We start from the raw sequence: 22,924 nt of genomic DNA, 5'->3' as shown, positions 1-22,924 counted from the left end.
TCAGCCCCGCGCCAGAAGCCCGCCGTAAAGCTCCAGCAGCCGGTCCGCCCAGGCCTCGGGCGAGGAGGCGAGCGCGTTTTCCGGCCGCATGGCGTGCAGGCTCATCGCCTCGACCTCCTCCGGAGCCAGATCGCGCAGCCGGGCGATGGCGGCGGTCAGGGTCTCCGGCCGGCGCATGTCACAGGCAAAGCCCAGGCCCTTGTCCACGACGTCGCTGGCGAGGAGGGAGGTCTCGCCCATGATCACTGGGATGCCGCTCTGCAGCGCCTCGGTGATCACCAATCCGAACGGTTCACCATGGCGGGCGGGCACGGCGACGCAGCGCGCTGTCTGTACCAGAGGTTCGATCTCTTCCCGTGTCTTCCAGCCAGTGAATTCGACGTCCGGATGCGCCCGCGCGAGCTCTTCTCTGAGCGGGCCGTCGCCCACGACCGTAAGGCCAACCCCGGCTGCCTGCGTCGCTGCAATGAGGCTGCGGATTCCTTTGTCCTCCTCGATCCGACCGATGAAGAAGAATCGTTCGTTTGCCTCCGCTGGTATCCGGGTGGCGCTGTAGGGCGTCACCGGATTGCGGGCCACAAACATGCGGGCTCGGTCGAACCCGGCAAGTGCCATGATCGGCGCCATGCCGGGATGCAGCAGCACGATGCCGCCCCAGGGCAGGCTCTGTGCGAAGCTCCGCCGCAACGCCGCCGTCCGCGCCGCGCGCCAGAGCTTATGGCTATAGCTGCGCTTGTCGCAGTTGGTGACCAGGCAGTCGAGCCCGAGCGGGCGCCGCCGGCAGCTTTCGCCGCGGCGGTAGTCGGTGAAGACGCCGTTCGGGCAGGCCAGGAAGAAATCATGGGCATGGGCCAGCGTGCGCGCCGCCACCGGCTGCAGCGCTGTGAAGATTGACGGCGACAGGATCTGCGCCCAGCCGTGCACGTGATAGACAGTCTCAGGCGTATCCGTCCGGGCGATAAAGTCCGCCAGCGCCGCCTTCGCCCTGGCGTTCCACAGGCCCGAGGCCATGGACTTCGCGACCGACTGGTTGAGCAGGGGCGCTCCGTCGATGCTGACGACCTCGATCCCGTCGTCCGCCAGCGTAGCATTGTCCCCCGTATCGCCGCAGAACAGCGTCACCGGCAGTCCCCGTGCCCGCATCAGCTTGGCCGACAGCAGCGCCAGCCCCGTCGCCCCGCCGCGCGCGGTGGAGGCGTCGTTGATGATGACGAGGCGGTCTGGTGGCTCGGGGGGCATCGGGCGTCCGGCTGTGTCTCGGCGGTGGGGTAGCGGCGGTTTCGGGTGGAATTGTGGCCCGGGGCGGCATTGTTACCGCATGCGCCGGGAAAAGCGAGCAGCCCCGGTTCCGCAGCGCCCCGGCCGTGCTATGGCGAGGGGCGAAGGGAGCCCCGGCGATGAAAGTGGTGCAGTTCGGCCTACGCTACAGCCCCAACCTGGGCGACGGCATCATAGCCGAATGCCTGGCGCACGAGATCCGCGCGCAGGCGCCGGGGGCGGAGGTCGTTCTGATCGACATCTCCGGCCGCGACGGCTTCGGCGCGGTCACGGTGCGCAACCGGGCGCTGGCGCTGAAGGTTCTGGGGGTGCTGCCCCGGAGCCTCCGCCACCGGATCGTGCGCCGCCGCCTTGGCCGCCTCCTCGACCGGGTCGCGCCTGCCTGGGCAGCGGCCCTTCAGGGCGCCGATCTCGCGATGATCGGCGGCGGCCAGATCCTGGCTGATGCCGACCTGAACTTCCCGCTGAAGATCGCCCGTGCTGCCCTGGTGGCCGCGGAGGCGGGCGTGCCCGTCGTCGTCCATGCCGCCGGCGTCCAGCCCGGCTGGTCCCGCGAAGGCCGGGCCCTCTTCGAGCGGCTCTTCACCGCCGACCTTCACCGCGTGGCGCTCCGCGACGAGCCTTCCCGCGCTGCTTGGACGCGAGAGACCGGGGGCCGCGGCCCCGCGCCCGTCTTCGCCCGCGATCCCGGCCTCCTTGCTGCGCCCTGCTACGGGCCGGGGGAACAGACGGGCCGCATCGGCCTTTGCATCACCGACCCGGCGATCCTGCGCTACCATGCCGATGGCGGGGTTGCCGGCGGCAGCCTCGCCTTCTGGCGCGAGACGGCACGGGCCCTCGCCGACGCGGGGCACGCGATCACCCTCTTCTGCAACGGTGCGGTGGAAGACCGCGCCGCGCTCGAGCGTCTCGGCCTCGATCCCGAGATGGCCGCCTTGATCCAGACCGGCGCGCTCACCATCGCCGCGATGCCGCAGCGGCCGGCGGAGCTCGCCCGGATGATCGGCGGATTCCGCGGCGTCGTCGCCCACCGCCTGCACGCCTGCATCGTCGCCTGGTCCTACCGCGTGCCCGTCGTAGGCCTCGGCTGGGACCGGAAGGTGGAAAGCTTCTTCGCCTCCGTCAGCGCAGAGGACGCCTTCCTCGGCGCCAAAGCCACCCCGGCCGAGATCGCCGCCCGCCTGCAGGCGGCCCTCGACGCCGGTATCGCGCCGGAAACCTACGCGAAGGTGCTTGCGGAGACCCGCGCGGGCATCGCCGAGGCGCTTCAGTCCGCGCGCCGCAGCGTGAAGCGGTAGTCGGTCGCGTCCCCGGTCGGCGTCTTGTTGGGGCCAACCGCGAAATCCAGCACATCCCCGGCCTTCAGCCGGATCGGCCCCGTGTTCCGGTCCGTCGGCTGCGTCAGGACGGTGGAGACCAGCGGCTTGCCGTTCAGGCTCAGGGTGTAGGAAATCCCGTCCGCGCTGCGCCGGGAGGGGGCGAGCCTGGCCTCTGCCACCACGTCCATGGCCCGGGGTGCGGTGAAGCTGTGGTGAAGGGTGATCGTCCGCCCGGCATGGGTGCCCGGCAGGATCACATCCGCCGAGAGCCGCGCAAACGTCGTGTGCGGCACTCCGAGATAGGGCGTCCACGGCGCGCCCTGCCGCCCCTGGCCGGGCCGCGTCTGCAGCGTCAGACGGGTCCCGCCCATCATGGCATAGCGCGCGAAGGCATCCTTCGGCTGGTCCGGCACGCCGGGATAGGCGAACTGGTCATAGCTGTCGGCGACCACCTTCTGCGGCGCCAGCGTCACGTCGTGGCCAAGCCGGACCGGACCACCCGAGACGACGATCGGATCCGTTTCCGACAGCACAAGATGCGCGGGGTCCAGCGGCGCGCCGGTCGGGCCCGTGGCGTGAAGGTCGGGCCGGGCGAGGTGCAGCGCGCGCGGCGCCCCCCAGATCACCAGCACCCGGCCGCCGAAATCGCAGGCGTAGGTGAAGGGATCGGGCGCGGCATCGGTGACGGGCTTGCCCTCCATCAGCGCGCCGATCTGGCGATAGGCGCGGCCGACCGGCGTGACCCGCAGCCGCGCGTCGATCAAGGGGGCCATGCCGTCGCCCCTCGGGTTCAGCGGGTACCAGACCGCCCGCTCGACGCCCGAAAGCGCCATCTGGCAATAGTCGCGCAGCAGCAGCCCGGGCGCCTTTGCCGGATCCGGATCGCCGAACTCCGTCACGTCCAAGGGCAGCTCCGCCGCCCCGGGCAGTTGCCGGAAGACCCCGACCTGGCGGACCAGCTGCTCCGGCGGCGTCGTGTAGGTGTGCAGCGCCAGCGCATCCATCTGCCCTGCCGCGCCCGCCGCGAACATCGGGGCCAGATAGCCGACCGGGATCGAATGCACCCCGCCGCCGAGGATGCGGACGTCCGGGTTGACCGCCTTCACCGCGCCCTTCACGGCCGTCAGGATCTTCAGGTAATCGAGCGCGCGCTTGTCCAGGCTCTCCGCCTTCAGCGGCCCGGTGACGAAATTGGCGCTGTTGATCTCGTTGCCGACCTCCACCGCTCGGATCGCCGGGAAGCGCCGTACCGTCACCGCCGCGTCCCGCGCGAAGGCGGCGATCGCATCGGGCGTGTAGGGCGTCAGCCCGCCGTCATAGGCCGGATTGCCATTGTTCACCGTCAGGCTCATCGTCGCGCCGGCCCGGGCGATCAGGTCGGGATAGGTCGTCGAGGGCGTGTCGAAGCGGAAGAGGCCGCCCTTCTCCACATCGTCCCAATAGACCGCGTCACGGAAATTCCTGACCGGAAGGGCCAGCGCGGCGCGCAGCATCTGCGGTGCCCAGTGCTGACCGAAGTTGGAGGCCGCGCCCAGCTCCGGCCCCTTCAGGGGCAGTGCGCCCGCGGGCAGGGCGAGCGCGATAAGCACGGCGAGGGCAGGGCGGGCGGGCAGGGCAGTCATACGTCCTCCGGCGATGTTTCCCGCGATGCTATTCAGTTTTTCCGAGCTTCGCCGCTCGAAATTGATTAATTCCCCGTTAGGCTTGCCCGACCCGGGCAGAGAGGTGTCATGCAGATCGTTCCGAGTACCCCCCTCGCGCTGATCCTCCTGATCGTGCTGATGATCCGTGGTCCCTACCGGGGGCTGGCCGCGCTGATGGCGGCCACGCCTCTCGGGGTGGCTGCGGCCTTCAACCTGCCGGCGGCGGGCGGCGCCTCGATCATGGTGGTGGACATGGGCGTGGCGGCGGCCTTCGGCCTGATGCTGCTTCAGCCCGACAGCCCGGCGCGGGTGCTGGGCTCGATGCGGCCGTTCCAGCCGGGCTTTTACCTTGCGATGATGATTCTGTTCGCCGCCTTCACGGCGGTCGTCTTCCCGCGGATCTTCGCCGGCGACACCCAGGTCTTCGGCATCGCGCGCTCGAACAACACGCTGGGCATCATCTCGATCCCGCTCCATGCCACCACCGGGAATCTGACGCAGCTCTTCCGGATCTTTCTGGACGGGATGGCCTTCTTCACCTTCGCCACGCTCTTCCGCGAATGGCCCGACGCCCGGCCGGTGCTGCGCGCGGTGGCCGTGGCGGCCTGGGTCAATGTCGCGCTCGGCTGGATCGACGTGCTGACCTTCGATCTGCACCTGGGCGCGGTGATGAAGCTGATCCAGACGGCGAACTACGCCATCCTCGACGATGTCGCCATGGCGGGCATGAAGCGGATGATCGGCGGGTTCTCCGAGGCGTCTTCCTTCGGCTACTACACGCTCGGCCTCTTCGGCTTCTGGCTGCAATACCGGCTGCGCGGCGGGCGCGCGCGCGGCAGCGGCTGGGCCTTCGCGATGACCACGCTGGTTCTGCTGCGCTCCACCTCCTCCTCCGCCTATGTCTCGATGCTGGCCTTCGTGCTGGTCGCCGGCGGCGTCGCGATGGCCCGCCAGCTTGGCCGCTCGGTGGAGCGGCGGCTCCTCGGCACGCTGGTCTGGGGGCTGGTCGTGCTCTGGCTTGCGGCCCTGGCGCTGGGGGCGGCCTATGTGCTGCTCGATCCGGTGCAGGCCTTCCTCAACCGCGCGCTCTTCGACAAGCTTGCCACCGCATCGGGGGTGGAGCGGATGGCCTGGAACATGCAGGCGCTGAAGAACTTCACCGACACCTGGATGATGGGCGCGGGCCTCGGCTCCATGCGGGCCTCCAACTGGCTGCTGGCCTGCCTCGGCTCCATCGGTCTCGTCGGCACCGGGCTTTTCCTCGGCTTTCTCGCCACGCTTTTCGCGCTGCCCCGGCCCGATGGGGATACCGAACGCACGGCCACGATCGAGGGGCTGCAGGGCGGCTGCCTCGCCATGTTCATATCCGCCATGCTGACCCAGCCCACGCCGGACCTCGGGATCTTCTTCTTCCTGCTCGCCGGACTCGCCACCGGCCTATCCCGCGGCGCGGTGCTCGAATCGCTTGGGGCCGCAAAGTGGCGGATTGGTTCCGGAATACGCGGTAATGGCCGCGTTCGCCCGGGACTGTGACCGGCAGAGGCGCCAGTTTAACGCCTTGAATACCTTCAGTTTGACCCAAGACACAGTTCTGCCAAAGTCCTGACGGTGGGGTGCCAAATTTGGTGTGGCCGAGGTCCGGTGCGCCGCGGATCCGCGTGATGGCGGGCCGCGCAAAGGGCGGGCCTTGGTGAAAGCAGGTAAATGAACAGCAGGTTGCTCCCGTTCGACACAGCCGCCGCCGCCGTCCGCCGGCATGTCCGCCCCATCTCGGCGCCCGACCGGGTCGATGTCCGCGACCTCTGGGCGCTGGTCTGGCGTCGCCGCAGGATCGTGCTCGGCGCGATGGGCGCCGGCTTCGTGCTGGCGCTGCTCGTGGCCTTTTTCATGACGCCGGAATATTCCGCCACCTCCAAGGTGATGCTGGAAGCCCGCGCACCGCAGACCGCCGCGCCCGGCCAGGTCGTGCCCGAGACGCAGGTGAACGACCAGGTGGTCAACAGCGTCGTCACGGTGATCGAATCGAACGTGCTGATCCGCAAGGCGATCGAGGAGATCGGCGCCGACAAGCTCTCCGCAATCGACCCGGCGAACCGCGCCCCCTCGCTCCTGGCGCGGATCGGCGATGGGCTGGCCTTCTTTCTGCCCAGCTCCCCGAAGGGTCCGAGCCTGATCAGCCCGCAGGAAGCGCAGATGCAGCGGCTGATCTATGTCGTGACGCAACACCTCAAGGTCACGCGCGAGACCCAGGCCAATGTCGTCGACATCGTGGTGTCGCTGCCCGACAGGGTGGTGGCGACCCGGATCGCCAATGCGCTGGCCAATGAATTCATCGTCAGCCAGGTGAAAAGCCGCCAGCTCACCGCCGGCGACGCCACCAAGGGGCTGGAAGCGCGGCTGGCGCAGATGAAAGCCGATGTCGAGAAGGCCGAGGCCGCCGTCGACAAGTACCGCGCTGCCAACCTGATCACCGATGGCGGCACGCTCGACGCCGCGACCCAGCAGCTCGGCCAGCTCAACAACCAGCTCGTCCTCGCCCGCTCTGACCGGATCGCGGCAGAGGCCGCCTATGGCCGGCTGAAGGACGTGATCGCCAAGAAGGGCTATGCGGGGGTCGGCGACCTCGTCAGCTCTCCGGTGCTCGACCAGCTCAACACCCAGCTTATGACGCTGCAGCGGCAGGACCAGATCTGGGCGCAGAACTACGGGCCCCAGCACCCCGAGCGCATCCGCCTGGCGGGTGAGATCAAGGGTGTGAAGGGTGACATCGCCGCCGAGGTTCAAAAGCTCGTCGAGCAGAAGAAAAGCGCCGTCGCCCAGGCCGAGCTGCGCGAGAAGACCATGCAGCAGAGCATCGCGGCGATGGAATCGCGCGTGGTCAAACTGTCGCAAAGCACAATCGGCCTGCGCCAGCGCGAACGCGTGGCAAGCTCCGCACGGGCCGCCTACAACAACCTCCTCAACCGGGTGAACGACTCGCAGACCGAGGCGGCGATGCAGCAGCCCGATTCGCAGCTCATCGAACAGGCGACGATCCCCTCCGCCCCCTCCGCGCCCAAGACCAAGCTGATGGCGGTCCTCGGCGCGCTAGGCGGTCTCGTCATCGGCTTCGGCGCAGTGTTCTTCCAGGAACTGACCTCGCCCAGCTTCGCCCATGCCGCCGACCTGGAGGAGGCGACCGGCCTGCCGGTCCTTACCTCGATCCCCGATGGCGGCTGGAGCTCGACGCTCGATGCCTGGGAGGAGCTGGCGCAGAAGCCCTACGGCCTCTTTGCCGAACGCATCCGCCACCTGCGCACGGCGCTGATCACCCGCGAGGGCGGCGCGCCACGGTCGCTGCTGCTGGCCTCCTCTGTGCCCGACGAGGGCAAGACGACGACGGCGCTCACGCTGGCCCGCATGGCCGCGCTGGCCGGGCGCAAGGTGATCCTGATCGACGGCGACCTGCGCCGCTCCTCGCTCAGCCAGACCTTCGGCTGGAGCTTCGCGCATGACTTCGCCGATTTCATCGCCAACCGCTGCCCGCTGGGCCGTGCGATCCGGCGCGACAAGTCGCTCGGCTTCGACGTGCTCGCCACGGCCGGCCCGCGTCCCGACGCGGCCGACGAGCTTTCCGCCGACTGGCTGAAGCCGATGATGGAATCGCTCAAGGGCAACTATGACCTGATCATCGTCGACGCCCCCGCCTCGCTCGCCGTGGCCGATGCGCTCGTGCTGGCGCAGGCGGTGGACGAATGCCTTTACCTCGTGCGCTGGCGCGAGACGCCGCGTCAGGCGGTGGCCAAGGGGCTGGCGCAATTCGCCGAGGCCGGGGCGAATGTCTCCGGCATGGTCCTCACCCAGGTCGATCCCCGGACCGGCTCGGATGTCTACGCGGGCGATTATGACTATTCGGCCTGACATCACCGCGGGCCAGCCGCTGGCGCCGGACAGCCGCCGCGTGGCGCTGATCCACTACTGGCTGGTGGGGATGCGCGGCGGCGAGAAGGTGCTGGAGGCGCTCTGCCGCATGTTCCCGCAGGCGGACATCTACACCCATGTCCATGTGCCCGGCCGGATCAGCGAGACGATCAACGCCCATCGCGTCATCACAACCTCGGTCTCGCGGCTGCCCTTCGCGCCGCGGCTCTACCAGAAATACCTGCCCTTCATGCCGCGCGCGCTCGAGGCGATCGACCTGACCGGCTACGACCTGGTCATCTCCAGCGAGGCGGGCCCGGCCAAGGGCGTGATCCCGCCACCCGACGCGCCGCATCTCTGCTACGTGCATTCGCCCATGCGCTACATCTGGGACCAGTATCACACCTACCGCGGCAGCGCCGGCCCGCTCGCCCGGGCGATGATGCCCCGCATGGCGCACCATCTGCGCACCTGGGACGCGGCCAGCGCCGGCCGGGTCGACGGCTTCGTCGCCAATTCCGGCCATGTCGCCGCCCGCGTCCGAAAGTACTGGCGGCGCGAGGCCGAGATCGTCCACCCGCCGGTGGCCGTGGACCGCTTCGCCCCCGTCCCCCGGGCCGAGCGCGGCGATTTCTATCTCTGGGCCGGCGAGCTCGCACCCTACAAGCGCCCCGACCTCGCGGTAGAGGCCTTCCGCCGCCTCGGTAAGCCCCTCGTCGTCATCGGCGGGCCGGAGAAGCGGGCTCGCCAGCTCGCCGCCGCTGCGCCGGAGAACATCCGCTTTCTCGGCCCGGCCTCCTTCGAGGTTCTTCGGGACCATCTCGCCCGCTGCCGGGCGCTGATCTTCCCGGGGGAGGAAGACTTCGGCATCGTCCCGGTGGAGGCGATGGCCTCCGGCCGGCCGGTCATCGCCTATGGCCGCGGCGGTGCGCTGGATACCGTGATCGGTGGTGAAACCGGCCTCTTCTTCGACGATCAGAGCGTCGAGGGACTGGTGGACGCCGTGGAGCGGTTCGAGGCCTCAGGCATAGAGACGATCGACCCGCTGCACCTCGCCGCCCATGCCCGACGGTTCGACGAGGCTGCCTTTCGCAGCGGCATCGCGGCCAGTCTTGCCGGCCTCGGCGTCGGCGCCCAGGCCGGCGCGCTCCGCCCGGCGCCGCCGCGCGAAGTGCCACTGCGCCCCGGCCTCGCCCTGGGGCTCGGCTAAGGCCCGTCAGAGGCCCGGCGGAGGGTCCGCTTGCGCTCGACCTCCCCCGCCTCTCCCGCCTAGGATGGCGCCGGGCCGAATGGGCCCCGGATGGGAGGGCGCCCTTGACGATTACCGTGGATCTCTGGCTCTGGCCGCTCGACGCGGCGGGGGACGCGGCCTGCCTCTCGGGTGACGAGGCCGCCCGCGCCGCCCGCTTCGTGCGGCCCGCGGATGCCACGGCCTTCCGCAACGCCCGCGCCGGACTGCGCCGGATTCTCGGCGCCTATCTTGACCGGCCGGCGGCGGATCTCGCCTTCTCCTACGGCCCCGAGGGTAAACCCGGCCTCCCCGGCGGCCCGGCCTTCAACCTCAGCCATTCCGGCCGCTGGGCCGCGCTTGCCGTCACCGCGGAGGACATCCGCCTCGGCATCGACATCGAGGCCCATCGCAGCGTGGAACAGGACGTCGCCCGCCGCTTCTTTTCCCCGGCTGAGATCGCGGCACTCGCGCGCCTGAGCGGCCCCGACTGGATCGAGGGCTTCTTCCAGACCTGGACCCGCAAGGAGGCCTTCGTGAAGGCCCTCGGCCGTGGGTTGCACCGCCCGCTCGACAGTTTCGACGTCACCCTCGGCCCCGCACCGCGCATCGCCCGGATCGCGGAGGGTGGCGAGGCCGACTGGCAGATGGCCGACCTCGCCACCGGCCCAGGCTACGCTGGTGCGCTGGCGGTGGAGGCGCGGGGGCGGCCACTGCGGCTCGCGCTGCGCGAGGGCAGGCTGCCGCTCGCCCCCTAGGCCTGTTCGGCCAGGAAGGTCTCGATCTCGCGGGCGAGATCCCTGGTGCCGAACTCGCGGCCGCGGGACACCGCCAGATCCTCGATGTAGACCGTCTTCAGCGGCCCGGTCACCACGTCCTCCCAGCCGATCGAGGGAGCAAAGGCGCGGCCACGCGGGGTGATGCCGGTGACGACATGCAGGACCGGGGCGTTGAAGGGCGCCGGCCGGTACTGGTTCCGCGCGGCCGAGATATAGGCCACGAACCCTTCCTGCTCGGGCGTCATGTCGGTCCAGCGCACCCGGTCGATCAGCCCCATGGCGCGGGCGAGCTGCAACAGCCCCGTTTTCCGCACGATCCGATAGCTCCCGAGCATCGCTGAGACGGTCATCCGCCCCCGCCGCACGGCGCGGATCTTGGTGCGCAGCGCTGCGAACCGTTCCAGCCAGCGGCGATAGCTGTCGCCCTTCAGCCGCGCGGCATAGCCCGGCTCCCACACGTCCTTGATGATGACGGCGGAGATCTCCGCCCCCTCCGCCTGCAGGATGCGCGCCGTCTCCAGCGCGATATTGCCGTGGACGCAGATGCCGAAGAAGACATATGGCCCCTCTGGCTGCACCCGGCGGACGACCTTGGCATATTCCGCCGCGATCTCCTCGAAGCTGCGCGGGGTCTGGTCGATGCCCCGGCTGCCGTCGAAAAGCCGCACGCAGGTGGCCTGGTGCCGCTCGCGCATGTGTCCCAGTGCGGAAACCATGATGCCCACGTCATTAACCGCAATGATCGGCGCGCCGGTGCCGCCGGATTGCAGCGGCTCGATGCGCCAGTCGTCCTCCGGCACCGGCGCTGCGATGGCGCCCGCAGCAGGCGCCAGCTCCGCCCGGATCAGCCCGGCGAGGCCAAGGATCGTCGGCTGCGCGTAAAGGCTCGCCACGCCGAGGCCCACGCGGAATGTCGCGCGCAGCCGCGCGATCATGCGCACCGCCAGCAGCGAGTGCCCGCCGAGGTCGAAGAAGCTCGCGCCATGCGGCACCTGCGGCAGGTCGAGAAGCTCCTTCCAGAGCGTCTCGAGCGTCGCCTCGATCTCCTCGCGGCTCTGCACCGCCGCGGCGGCCTTGGCCACGGGTACGGCGGTGGGTTCCGGCGGCACCGGCAGCCGCGCCCGGTCGATATCGCCCGATGCGGTCCGGGGCAGCGCGGCAAGGACGGAAACCCCCGACGGCCGCGCCTCTTCCGGCAGCTCTGCCGCCGCATGCGCCATCAGCGCCGCCGGCAGCTGTTCCAGCGGCATCAGGCTGCCCTCGCGGGGGCTGACGAAGCCATAGGCCTGCGCCCCCGCCGCTACCGCCGCCGCGGCGCCAACCTCCGGATGGGCGGCCAGCACCTGCTCCACCCGCTTCAGCCCGCGGCTTTCCGTCTCGCCGCGCCGCGCCAGGGCGGGGGCGAGGGGAAGCGCGCCGAGCCGCGTCTCCGGATCGGCGAAGACCGCCTCGAACCCTTGGGTGATCGTGGCGATCAGCCCCTCGATCGTCGAGCTTTCGTAGAGGTCGGGGCAATATTCGATCGTCATCCGCCAGCCCGCGGCGCGGCGCATGAAATGGATGTGAAGGTCCTGAACGGCGCCCGGGTTGAACGCCGGGGCCGGCGTCAGGCGGAAGGCGCCCTGGTCCAGCGTGTCGCTGAAGACCGGCATGAAGTTCAGCGCGACCGAGGTGATCGGCGCGCGCGATGGGTCGCGCGGCGGGTTCACGATCTCGACGAGGGTGGAGAACTCGAGGTTGCGATGCGCAAGCCCGCCTTCCACCGCCGTGCGGACGCCGGCCAGATGCGCGCCGAAGCTGGCCTCGGGCTCCGCCGGGAAGCGCAGGGCCTGGGTCACGATGAATGGGCCCACGAGCTGTTCCAGATCCGGGTCCGGCCGGTCGGAGACGGGCAGGCTGAAGACCACCTCGCGCCGCCCCGCCGCCCGGGCGAGACTGGCGCCGACCACCGCTGCGCCGAAGACGAAGGCGGAACTGCCCGCCCGTTCGACCGCCGCCTCGAAGCGGGCGTCGAACCCGTCGGGCAGATCGCCATGGATCCGCGCCACGGCATGCGAGCGCTTGGCCGGGCGGGGCTTGTCGGGCTCCAGCTCGAAATGCTCTGCGCCCTGCATCTGCCTTGCCCAATAGGCTCGATCCTCTGCCGCGACCCCGGAGGCGAGCATCTCCGCCTGCCACATGGCGAAATCGCCGTATTGCAGCGGCAGCTCGTCAGCCTCGGCGCTCCGTCCAAGCTCGAAGGCCTCGGCGAAGCGGGCGAAGTCCCGGGCGAGGACGGCAATCGACAGCCCGTCGAAGATCGCGTGATGCGCGACGACCAGAATCGTCACGCGGTCCGCGGCGCCCCGGATCGCCACCGCCCGCAGCTGGCAGGCGCGTGAGAGGTCGAAGGGCCGCGCCGCCTCGGCCTCGATGATCTCCTCGATCCGCGCCGGGCGCTCCGCCGCGGGCGTGGTGCGCAGGTCGATCAGGCTCGGGCGGAACTCCACCCGGGCCAGGACCTCCTGCTCCGGCTCGCCGTCGACCTCCGCGAAGCGGGTGCGCAGGATCTCGTGCCGTTCCACTGCGGCCTGCAGTGCGCGCTCGATATTGCCATCCTGCAGCCGTCCCTCGATCTCCCAACGCATCGCGACGTTGAGCGAGGGGTCGCCCGGGTTGAACTGGTCCAGGAACCAGAACTGCCGCTGCGCGCCCGAGCAGGGGAACCTGGCGACAACTTCGCCGCCCCGGTTCTGACTTTCTTCGGCCCGCATCAGGAAGCCCTCCGGATGCCGCGCCGCGCGCCGCCCTTGAAGTCCTGAAGCGAGGGCCGCTTTGGCGCCGCCTCCCTGCCGTCCGCGTAGGCGGCAAGCGCCCGCACGGAGGGATGGGCGAACAGATCGCGCGCCTCCAGGTCCAGCCCCGCGCCCAGCATCTTCGCGGCGATCCGGAAGACCGCGAGCGAATCGGCGCCGAGCGCCTGCAGCGTCGCCGTCACCGGCACCTCGCGGCCCAACACGTCGGCCCAGATCGCGGCCAGCTGGTGCTCCATCTCGCTCTCGGCGCCGGTCGGGCCCCCCGCGCTGGCGTCTGGCGGCGGGGCCGCGGCCTCGCCTGCCTCCGGCGCGGGCAGCGCCTTGCGGTCAAGCTTGCCGTTGGCGGTCTGCGGCAGCGCGGGAAGGATCATCCAGGACTGCGGCAGCATGTAGTCGGGCAGCGCCTCGGCCAGCGCCTCGGCGAGGGCGGCAATATCGGGCTCCACGCCCGCCTCTGGCACCAGCCAGGCCACCAGGCCCCGGTCGCCCGACGCCTTCTCGCGCACGTCCACGGCCGCCTTGTCGACGCCGGGCAGCGCGCGCAGCCGTGCCTCGATCTCGCCCAGCTCGATCCGGAAGCCACGCAGCTTCACCTGCGCATCCTTGCGGCCAAGCACCACGATCTCGCCACTAGGCAGCCGCCGGGCGAGGTCACCCGTGGCATAAAGTCTGCGCGTCCGGCCCATGAGAGTGACCTCGCGGAACGCCGCCGCCGTCAGCTCCGGTCGTTCGTAGTAGCCAAGTGCGAGGCCCTCGCCGCCGATGTTAAGCTCGCCCACCGCGCCCACGGGCTGCACCTCTCCGGCCTCGGAAAGGATGTGCAGCTCGGTGTTGGCGATCGGGCGGCCGATGGTGATCGGATCCTCCGGCCCGATCCGGCGCAGCGCGGACCAGATCGTCGTCTCCGTCGGCCCATACATGTTCCAGAGCGTGGCACCCCCGGCGGTCAGCCGCCGCGCGAGGTCCGCCGGCAGCGGCTCGCCGCCCGCTAGCAGGCTGAGGCCCGGCTTGGGCGTGAAGCCTGCCTCCAGCAGCATCGACCAGAGCGTCGGCGTCGCCTGCATCATGGCGATGTCGCCCTTCTCCAGCCGCTCGACCAGCGGGAAGGCCGCGCGTACCGCCTCGCTCGAGGGCAGCACGACCTTCGCCCCGGCCGTGAGCGGCAGGAAGAGTTCCAGCACCGCGATGTCAAACATGACCGTGGTGACGGACAGGAGCGCGTCGCCCGCCTTCAGCCCGGGCTCGCGGGCCATGGAGGTGAGGAAGTTCACCACCGCCCGATGCGGCACGGCGACGCCCTTCGGCACCCCGGTCGAGCCGGAGGTGAAGATGACATAGGCCGCGCGCTCCGAATCCGGCGCGACCGTCGAGGGCAGGCCGTAGTCCGGCGCCTGCGACGGGCGGATCAGCTTCAGCGCGGGGGCGAAGGGGGCGGCCTCGGCCACCACGGCGGCGGCCTCGGCCGTCTCCACGATGGTCTTCAGCCGCGCCTCCGGCTGGCGGGGGTCGAGCGGCACATAGGTGTGCCCCGCCTTCAGCACAGCGAGCAGCGCCACCAGCATCCCCGCGCCCCGCGGCAGCGCCACCGCCACCCGGGCTCCGGCCTTCGGCAGCGCCGACTGGATATGGGCCGCCAGCGCATCGCTGCGCCGGGCAAGCTCGCCATGGGTCATGCGGCCGGCCTCGTCCTCGACGGCAACCGCTTCCGGATCGCGCGCCGCCCCCTGGGCGACGAGGTCCTGGATCATCGCATCGCGGTCGAAGGCGAGGGCGGAGGCGTTGGTGCCCTCGACCAGCGCCTCCAGCGCCGCCGCGTCATGCATCGGCAGCGCCGCGATGGGGGTCGAGCTGTCCGCCGCGATGGCCTCCAGCACGGCGCGGTAATGGCCGATCCAGCGGCGCATCGTCTCCGCGTCATAGCAGTCGGTGTTGTAATCGACATGGATGGTCAGCCCGTCCGGCCCCTCCATCACGTTCAGGAACATGTCGAAATTCGCCGCCGCCTTGGCGTTGGTCTCGGCCGTCAGGGTCAGGTCGCCCGCGCGCATCGGGTCGATGCCGCGCTCGAAGTTGAACTGCACCTCGGTCAGCGGCAGCCGGTTCAGCGACCGCGGCACGCCCAGCTCGCGCACCAGCGTGCCGAAGGTCACCGCGCGATGCTCGAAGGCCTCCATGACGGCCCCGCTCGCCCGCTTCAGATGGGCGGCGACGGGTTCGGCCGGATCGAAGGCGGCTCGGATCGGCAGCAGGTTCACCAGGTGGCCGACCAGCGCGCCATCCTCCAGCAGCATCTGCCCCGCCGAGGGCACGCCCAGCACCACGTCGCGCGCGCCGCTGAGGCGGCCCAGCGTGACCTGCAGCCCGGCGAAGAGGGTCGCGAAGAGCGTGCAGCCCTGCTTCGCCCCGGCCTTGCGGACGTCCTTCACCAGCTCGCCCGCGATGCGTGTGCTGACCGTCGCGCCGTTGAAGCTCTTGGCCGCCGGGCGGGCCCGGTCGGAGGGCAGCTCCGGCAGCGCCGGGATTTCTGCGAACTGGCCGCGCCAGTAGGCCAGCGTCTCTGCCGAGGGCGCCGGATCGGCCTGTCGTGCATGCGCCGCGAACGAGGGCGCGGGGGCAAGCTTCGCCGCCCGGCCCTCGACCTTCGCGCCGTAAAGCTCGGCCAGGTCCTGCACCAGCAGGCCGAAGGACCAGCCGTCGACAGCGATGTGATGCGCCGTCATCACCAGCACATGTGCTTCGGCGCCAAGCCGCACCAGGTGCAGCCGCAGCACGCCCGCGCCGGTGATGTCGACGGGCTCCGCCTGCTCCTCGGCCACGATCTGTGCCAGCCCGGCCTCGGGCTCCCCCTCGCCGGAGAGATCGGTGAAGACCAGCGCCGGCGCCGCCTCGGCCCGGATCTCGAAGGACTCGCCGGAGCGGTCGAAGACCATCCTCAGCGCATCGTGCCGCGCGATGAGTTCGGCCAGCGAAACCTCCAGCGCGGGCTGGTCGAGAGGCCCGTCGAGGCGCAGCGAAAGCCCCTCGTTGAAGCTCGCCGCCGGCTTGTCGCCAAGCTGGTGGGTCATCCAGATCTCGCGCTGGCTCTCGGTCAGCGGCACACGGGCGGGCAGGGGGGCCGCCGCCGCATTCGGCGCCACCGGCGCGGCAAGCACCGTGCCATTGCCGGCAAGGATCCCTACCCTCTGAAGCGCATCAACGGACTTCGCGAAAGCGGTGAAGATCGCCTCGATGTCGGCCGCGTCATGCGCCGTGGTCAGGAACCCGCAATAGCCGTCGAGGATATGCACCCCCTCCAGCCGCATCAGCGGGAACAGAAGGCTCGCCCGCGGATCCTGCGCCGTGGCGTTGATGACGAACCAGCCGTTGAACTGGGTCACGAACCCGGGCAGCCCCCGGCTTTCCAGATGCGCGTTCATCCGCGCCGCCAGCGCCGCCGCGCGGGCGGGCACGTTTTCCCACAGCACCGCGCCCTTGGCGTCGAGATGGTCGAGCACCGCCTCGATCGCCGCCAGCGTCAGCGGATGGCGCACGAAGGTGCCGGCGAAGAAGGTCGGCGCCGCCTCGGGCTTGCTGGCGTCGCCATAGCTCCAGGCCCCGCCGTCAAGCGCGTCCATGAACCGGCCCTTCCCGGCCAGCAGCCCGATCGGCATGCCGCCGCCAACGACCTTGCCATAGGTCGCCATGTCGGCCTCGATGCCCCAAACGGCCTGCATCCCGCGCGCGTGGGTGCGGAAGCCAGTGACGACCTCGTCCATCACCAGCGCCGCGCCGCCCTCGCGGGTGATCTCGCGCAGGCTCCGCACGAAATCGGCGGGCTGCAGCTCGGGATGGCGGCTCTGCACCGGCTCCACGATCACGCCCGCGATGTCGGAAACATTGGCGCGGACCCAGTCGAGGCTCTCCTGCGCTCCGTAGGGCAGCACCACCATGTTGGCGAGGCCGGAGCGCGGGATCCCCGGCGCCACCGGCAGCGCGCCGGGCTCGCCGCGCGCCTTGCCGCGGACCAGCACCTCGTCGAACTGGCCGTGGTAGTCGTTGGAGAAGACGACGATCCGCTCCCGCCCGGTCACGGTGCGGGCGATCCGCATCGCCGCCATCACGGCCTCGGATCCGGTGTTGCAGAAGGTCACCCGCTCATGGCCGAGGAAGGCGGCCAGCCGCGCCGCCATCGGCCCGGCGAGGTCGGCCTGCGGGCCGATCGCATAGCCCTTGTCAAGCTGCCGCTTCACCGCCTCGGCGACGAAATCGGGCGAATGGCCGAAGGCGGTCTGCCCGAAACCGTTCACCACGTCGACGAAGCGGTTTCCGTCGAGATCCCAGATATGCGCGCCCTTGGAGCGTTCCGCGACGATCGGGAACACCAGCTCCTTCCAGTCCGGATGGAAGCCCGAGGCGGTGCGCGGGTCGGCATGCGTCGGCCGGAATTCGGCCGTATGCGCCTTGGATTTCGCATGGCGGGTGGAATAGCGCCGCGCGAGATCGGCCACGAAGGTGCGCTGCTCCGCCGTCAGCACGGCGGCAGAGACGTTCGGCCCTCGGCCGAGCTTGAAGCCCGTCTCCTTCGGCTCCGCCTCGGCTGCCGCGGGAATGGCAGGGGCGGGGGGCGGAACTGGGGCAGAGGTCGGAGCGGCGGCAGGCGCGGGCGCCCGAACCATGGCCGGCGCCGGAACCGCGGCGGGCTGGGCCGCCGGTTGGCCCCCGAGCGCGCGCAGCTGTTCTGCAAAGACCGACTGCATCGCCTGCATCTGCGCCTGGATCACCCCGGCTAGGTCGCCGGAGAGCATGGGCGCCGGCGCGGGCGCCACGGTAGCGGCCACGGGCGCTGGGGCAGGGGCAGCCGCGGCCACCGGGGCAGGCGCGGCCACCGGGGCCTCCGCCGGCAGGACCCCGTCAAGGTGGCCCGCCAGCGCATCGATCGACGGGTAATCAGAGATCATCGCGCGGAAGGACACCTCCACGCCGTAGTTCCGGCCAAGCGCACTTGCCGCCTGGGCCATGAAGAGCGAGTCGAAGCCCAGCTCTAGGAACGGAACCTGCGCCTCCTCCGGCCCCAGCGCGTCGCCGGAGATATCGGAGAAGAGCGCAAGCAGCTCCCCTGTCAGGCGGAGCTTGCGGTCGGCTGCGGGCATGGCGTCCTCGTCACTTGAAAGGGTCACGGGTTCAACAATGGGCTCGGCAATGGTGGCAGCATTCTGCGCCGGGGCGGGAGCGGCCGCGTTGGCCGGGACGGTCTTCGGGCCGTCCACCCAGTGACGGCTGCGCCGGAACGGATGCGGCGGCAGCGACACCTTCCGGGCGCCGCGGTCGAGGCGGGCGAAATCCACCTCCACCCCGACGGCCCAGAGGTCTGCGAACGCGGCGGCCATGACGGTCTCATCGTCAAGACCTTCCTGGGTATGATCCGGCAATGACTGGAAGATCCCGCCATGGCCGCCGCGCTTCAGGGTCTGCCCGGCGAAGGCCGAGAGCGTTCTGCCCGCCCCCACCTCGACGAACGCCGGTGCCCCGATCTCTGAATTCTCATTGGTGAACGCGCGCGCCGCCGTCTCCAGCGCCGCCTGGAAGTTCACCGGCTTGCGGGCCTGCGTGGCCCAGTAGTCCGCGCTAGTCGCCTCCGCATCCGTCATCCGAGCCCCGGTGACGGAGGAGATGATCGGCAGCACCGGCGCGGAAAGGCGAAGCCCCTCGGCCCGGGCCCGAAGCGCGGGCACGACCGGATCCATCATCGCCGAGTGGAAGGCATGCGAGGTGTGAAGCCGCACGGTGGCGATATCTGCCGCCTTCAGCCGCGCGTCGAGCGCGTCGATGGCCTCGTCCGGCCCGGCGACCACCTGCAGCTGCGGCGCGTTGGTCGCGGCAAGATCCACGCCCTGTCCCAGATGCGGCATCAGCGCCGCCAGCGGCGCGCGAACCGACAGCATCGCGCCCGCCGGCTGGTCCTGCATCAGCTGCCCGCGGGCGGCGATCAGGCGCAGCGCATCCTCGAAGCGCAGAATCCCGGCGATGACGGCGGCGGCGAACTCGCCCACCGAATGGCCGATCATCGCATCCGGCTGGATGCCGCGCGCCAGCCACAGACGCGCCGTCGCGACCTCTGTCAGGAACAGCGCCGGCTGCGTCAGCCGCGTATCCTTCAGCGCCCGCGATGCGGCCGCGTCAGAGACATCGGCATAGCACAGAAGCTCGGCGATATCGGTGTCGATCAGCGGCTTCAGGATCTCCGCGCCGCGGTCGATCCAGCGGGCGAACTCCGGTTCGGAGCGGTAAAGCCCCTTGCCCATGCCGGGATATTGCGACCCCTGGCCCGGGAAGAGGAAGATCACCTTCGGCGCCTTGTTCGGCGTCCGGGGCTTGGTCGCCGGCACCGCGCGCAGCTTGGCGGCGGCCTCCGCGGCCGATGTCGCGGCGACGGCAAAGCGATGCGGGAAGACCCGGCGGCCCTCCTGAAGCGTAAAGGCCACGTCGGCCAGCGCCGGGGCGTCGGCCCCCTCGAGCCGCGTGGCCAGCGCCCCGGCGAGATCCGCCAGAGCCTCTGCCGAGGCGGCCGAGACCGGCAGCACCTGCGGCGCCCTGGTCGTCTTCGCGCGCCCCGCGCTCGCGCCCTCGGGGGCCTCTTCCAGCACCAGATGCGCGTTCGTGCCGCCCACCCCGAAGGCCGAGATGCCGGCCCGGCGCGGCCCGGCGCTCTGCCAGGGCTCCAGCCGGTCGGCAACGCGGAACGGGCCCGACGCGAAATCGATCCGCGGGTTGGCTGAACGGAAATTCGCGACCGGCGCGATCTCCTTCGCCTTCAGCATTTGAACGGTCTTGATCAGCCCGGCGATGCCCGCCGCGACGTCGAGATGGCCGATATTGCCCTTGACCGAACCGATTGCCACCGTTCCCGGCCGCCCCGCGCCGAAGGCCCGGTTCAGCCCGGCGATCTCGATCGGGTCGCCCAGCGGCGTCGCCGTCCCGTGGCATTCGACGTAGGAGATCGTCTCCGCCGCCACGCCCGCATCGCGATGCGCCGCCGCAACCGCAGCCGCCTGCCCCGCGACCGACGGCGCGGTGTAGGACATCTTGTCGGCCCCGTCATTGGTCAGCCCGGTGCCCCGGATCACCGCGTGGATCTCGTCCCCCGCCGCCAGCGCATCGGAGAGCCGCTTCAGCACCACGACCCCGGCGCCATGGCCGAAGATCGTGCCATCCGCGCCCGCGTCGAAGGGCCGGCAGACGCCGGATACGGAGCCCATGCCGCCCTCGATCGCCATATAGCCGCGCTTCTGCGGCACGGTGATCGAGACCGCGCCCGCGATCGCCACATCGGTCTGGCCCGAACGCAGCGCGCCCACCGCCTGGATCACCGCCGTCAGCGCGGTCGAACAGGCGGTCTGCACTGTCATCGCCGGGCCCTTGAGGTCCAGCTTCCAGGAAACGCGCGTGGCCAGACACCCCGGCAGGTTGCCGGTGATCGTGGTCAGGTCCTCCAGCTGGTAGCCGGTGGCGAAGCGGTGCCCCGCGCCCGGCTCGGCCAGCAGGGTGCCGATCAGATAGGTGCTCATCGCGCTGCCGGCCCAGACCCCGATCGGCCCGGGCGCGCGGGCCGGGTCGATCCCGGCATCGTCCAGCGCCTCCGAGCAGATCTCCAGCAGCACCCGGTGCTGCGGGTCCATCCGCGTCGCCTCGCGCGGCAGGATGCCGAAGAACTTCGCGTCGAACATCTCGATATCTTTGAGGATCGGCCGCACCGCCACGTAGGAGCCAGAGCGGCGCTCCGCCTCGGTATGGCTGTCCTCCATCTCGGCGGGATCGAAGCGGGTGACGAGGTCGTCGCCGGCCCGCACATGCTCCCAGAACTCGGCGAGCGAGGCGGAGCCCGGGAAGCGCCCGGCCATGCCGATGATCGCCACCACGCCATCCTCCGGCGCCTTCGCCCCGGTCTGGCGCGGCGCCTCGGAGGGCGCCAGCGCAGCGAGCCGCATCGCCAGGTCGCCAAGCTTCGGCGCTTCGAACATCAGCGTCACGTCGAAGGCGCGGCCCAGCCGTTCCTCCAGCCGCGAATGCGCCTCGATCAGCTGGATGGAGGAGCCGCCGGCCTCGAAGAAGGTCATGTCGTCGTCCGGCCGCAGGCCCAGAAGCTCCTGCCAGACATCCGCGATCATCCCGCGCAGATCCTGCGCAGGGGCGGTCTCCGGCTTCGCCTTCTCCGCCGGGGTGTCGAACAGCGCCAGCAGGGCCTTGCGGTCGGTCTTGCCCGCGGGCGTCAGCTTCCAGTCCTCCGTCAGCTTCACTGCGCGCGGCAGGCTGGCCGGATGCAGCACGGCCCCCGCGCCCGCGAGCACCGCCTTGACGAACGCGTCCGCGTCCGCCGGCATCCCGCCTGCGGGTTTCAGCACCGCCGCGATGCGCTTGTCCCCGCCCGGCCCCGCGATCACGCCCACCGCGGCCTCGGCCAGCTGCGGCTGGTCGCGCAGCACATGCTCGACCCCGTCCAGCTCGATCCGCCGCCCGCCCAGCTTCACCTGCCGGTCGATCCGGCCGTGGAAGTCGAAAACCCCGTCGGGGTGATGCGTGGCAAGATCGCCGGTGAGGTAGACGAGTCCGGTCTTGCCCGCCCGCGGATCCTCGATGAAGACCTCGGCCGTCTTCTCCGGCCGGTTCCAGTAGCCCTGCGCCACGCCCGGCCCCGCGATGACCAGGTGCCCGGTCGATCCGATGGCGAGCGGCTGCAGGTCCTCGTCGACGACGAAGCATTCCTCGTGGTTCAGCGCACGTCCGATCGGCAGCGGCCGGCCGTCCAGCATGTCGGCCGTGATGCGGATGCCGAGGCTGTCCACCGTCGCCTCGGTCGGGCCGTAGAAGTTCTGCAGCAGGAGATCCGGATAGGTCTCCAGCAGCTTGCGCGCATGCGGCGCGCTCATCACGTCGCCGACCGAGAGGATCATCCGGCAGGAGGCGAAGGCCGGCAGCTGATGATCCACCATCATGTGGTTCATCCCGGCATAGAACATCGCCGCCGTTGTCTTGTGACGGGTCATCACCCGCCCGATCTCGTCAAGCGCGGGGAAGGGCGCCTCGACCACCGCGCAGGCGGCCCCGTTCAGAAGCGCCGCCCAGATGTCGAAGGTCGATCCGTCGCAGGCGATGGTGTTGGAATGCAGCACCACGTCATCGCTGCGCATATCCAGCGCCGGCTGACGCCAGGCGAAGGAGGTGACGCCGCGCTGCGGCACGACCACGCCCTTCGGCTTTCCGGTGGTGCCGGAGGTGTACATGACGTAGGCCGGCGTCTCCGCCTCGGCCTCGGGCCAGGCGGTGCCGGGGGCGGGCGGGGCGGACACGATCGCCTGCTGCAGCGAAAGCGCCGGAAGCCCCTCGGGCAGGATATCGCCCGCGCGGTCGGCATAGCGGTCTGCCACCAGCGCGGCGGTCAGCGGCAGGTCCGTCGCGATGAAGGGCAGCTGCTCGGGCGCATGGCTGGGGTCGAGCGGCACGAAAGCCGCGCCCGCCCGCAGAATGCCCAGCATGCCCAGGATGGCATCGACCGAGCGCGAATCCAGCAGGCCGACGAAATCGCCTTTGCCGACGCCCTGCGCGATCAGCGCGGCAGCGATCCGCTCCGCGATCTCCACGGCCTCGCCGTATCGGATCTCGCGTCCCTCGGCGAGAAGCGCGGGGGCCTCGGGGGCCTCGGCAGCTGATTTTGCGAAGATCGGCCAGATCGGGCCGGTCGGGTCGGGCGTCATGGCCGAGCCTGCGCGCATGCGTTTCCCTCCTGGCGAGAGGCCGCGCGATCCCCCCGGACCTTGCCGCCTTCCCGCCCAAGGCCCTGCAGTCGCCTGCACGGCCCGGTTAACGCCCCCTTAAAGGCGTCTCACACGCGGCCCGATTCAAGTCAACGTCCGCCACAATTCTGGCGTTAATGGACTGTTCGCGAACCGGCATGCACTGTTTCCACAGAATGCTAACACCCTGTAATCGAACGAGATTTATGGCCTGG

At 70.5% G+C, this 22,924-nt stretch carries 9 protein-coding genes; 5 read left to right on the top strand and 4 right to left on the bottom strand.

The annotated features are described in order from the left end of the window. Positions 1 to 1,239 (bottom strand): glycosyltransferase family 4 protein, encoded by a 1,239-nt coding sequence (locus EIP85_RS09475; protein WP_127901941.1) that lies wholly within the window; start codon positions 1,237 to 1,239, stop codon positions 1 to 3. Positions 1,240 to 1,397: 158 nt separating this feature from the next. On the opposite strand from EIP85_RS09475, the gene EIP85_RS09470 reads away from it, so the two are divergent. Next, positions 1,398 to 2,576: a polysaccharide pyruvyl transferase family protein gene (locus tag EIP85_RS09470; protein ID WP_127901940.1), complete on the top strand. Its 1,179-nt coding sequence runs from the start codon at positions 1,398 to 1,400 to the stop codon at positions 2,574 to 2,576. On the opposite strand, the gene EIP85_RS09465 is transcribed toward EIP85_RS09470, so the two are convergent. Next, the gene (locus tag EIP85_RS09465; protein WP_127901939.1) at positions 2,546 to 4,219 is read right to left on the bottom strand and encodes a glycoside hydrolase family protein; all 1,674 of its coding nucleotides are present in this window, start codon (positions 4,217 to 4,219) and stop codon (positions 2,546 to 2,548) included. The genes EIP85_RS09470 and EIP85_RS09465 overlap by 31 nt on opposite strands. A 108-nt stretch (positions 4,220 to 4,327) precedes the next feature. Here EIP85_RS09465 and EIP85_RS09460 point away from each other — a divergent pair, with 108 nt between their 5' ends. From EIP85_RS09460 to EIP85_RS09445, 4 genes are all read left to right on the top strand, one after another. After that, positions 4,328 to 5,773, top strand: a complete 1,446-nt coding sequence (locus tag EIP85_RS09460; RefSeq protein ID WP_127901938.1) for a hypothetical protein — start codon at positions 4,328 to 4,330, stop codon at positions 5,771 to 5,773. Between the two features lie 171 nt (positions 5,774 to 5,944). Then, positions 5,945 to 8,140, top strand: coding sequence for a GumC family protein (locus EIP85_RS09455; RefSeq protein ID WP_127901937.1), 2,196 nt, complete (start codon positions 5,945 to 5,947; stop codon positions 8,138 to 8,140). Then, on the top strand, positions 8,124 to 9,350 hold the full coding sequence (locus EIP85_RS09450) for a glycosyltransferase (RefSeq protein ID WP_127901936.1): 1,227 nt from the start codon (positions 8,124 to 8,126) through the stop codon (positions 9,348 to 9,350). Before EIP85_RS09455 ends, EIP85_RS09450 begins: the two co-directional genes overlap by 17 nt. A 104-nt stretch (positions 9,351 to 9,454) precedes the next feature. Further along, positions 9,455 to 10,126 (top strand): 4'-phosphopantetheinyl transferase family protein, encoded by a 672-nt coding sequence (locus EIP85_RS09445; protein WP_127901935.1) that lies wholly within the window; start codon positions 9,455 to 9,457, stop codon positions 10,124 to 10,126. On the opposite strand, the gene EIP85_RS09440 is transcribed toward EIP85_RS09445, so the two are convergent. After that, a complete protein-coding gene (locus EIP85_RS09440; protein WP_127901934.1) occupies positions 10,123 to 12,900 on the bottom strand; it encodes a condensation domain-containing protein in 2,778 nt (925 codons plus the stop codon). The genes EIP85_RS09445 and EIP85_RS09440 overlap by 4 nt on opposite strands. Then, a complete protein-coding gene (locus EIP85_RS09435) occupies positions 12,900 to 22,688 on the bottom strand; it encodes a non-ribosomal peptide synthetase/type I polyketide synthase (protein ID WP_127901933.1) in 9,789 nt (3,262 codons plus the stop codon). Before EIP85_RS09435 ends, EIP85_RS09440 begins: the two co-directional genes overlap by 1 nt. Positions 22,689 to 22,924: the final 236 nt, after the last annotated feature.

The sequence above is a fragment of the Solirhodobacter olei genome (assembly GCF_004010155.1).
Taxonomy (GTDB): Bacteria; Pseudomonadota; Alphaproteobacteria; order Rhodobacterales; family Rhodobacteraceae; genus Solirhodobacter; species Solirhodobacter olei.
This window is presented reverse-complemented; position numbering and strand designations above follow the sequence as displayed.

Bases quoted from the DNA above. Each gene is read 5' to 3' on its own strand.
- EIP85_RS09475 (WP_127901941.1), bottom strand. From the start codon at position 1,239: ATGCCCCCCGAGCCACCAGACCGCCTCGTCATCATCAACGACGCCTCC.
- EIP85_RS09470 (WP_127901940.1), top strand. From the start codon at position 1,398: ATGAAAGTGGTGCAGTTCGGCCTACGCTACAGCCCCAACCTGGGCGAC.
- EIP85_RS09465 (WP_127901939.1), bottom strand. From the start codon at position 4,219: ATGACTGCCCTGCCCGCCCGCCCTGCCCTCGCCGTGCTTATCGCGCTC.
- EIP85_RS09460 (WP_127901938.1), top strand. From the start codon at position 4,328: ATGCAGATCGTTCCGAGTACCCCCCTCGCGCTGATCCTCCTGATCGTG.
- EIP85_RS09455 (WP_127901937.1), top strand. From the start codon at position 5,945: ATGAACAGCAGGTTGCTCCCGTTCGACACAGCCGCCGCCGCCGTCCGC.
- EIP85_RS09450 (WP_127901936.1), top strand. From the start codon at position 8,124: ATGACTATTCGGCCTGACATCACCGCGGGCCAGCCGCTGGCGCCGGAC.
- EIP85_RS09440 (WP_127901934.1), bottom strand. From the start codon at position 12,900: ATGCGGGCCGAAGAAAGTCAGAACCGGGGCGGCGAAGTTGTCGCCAGG.
- EIP85_RS09435 (WP_127901933.1), bottom strand. From the start codon at position 22,688: ATGCGCGCAGGCTCGGCCATGACGCCCGACCCGACCGGCCCGATCTGG.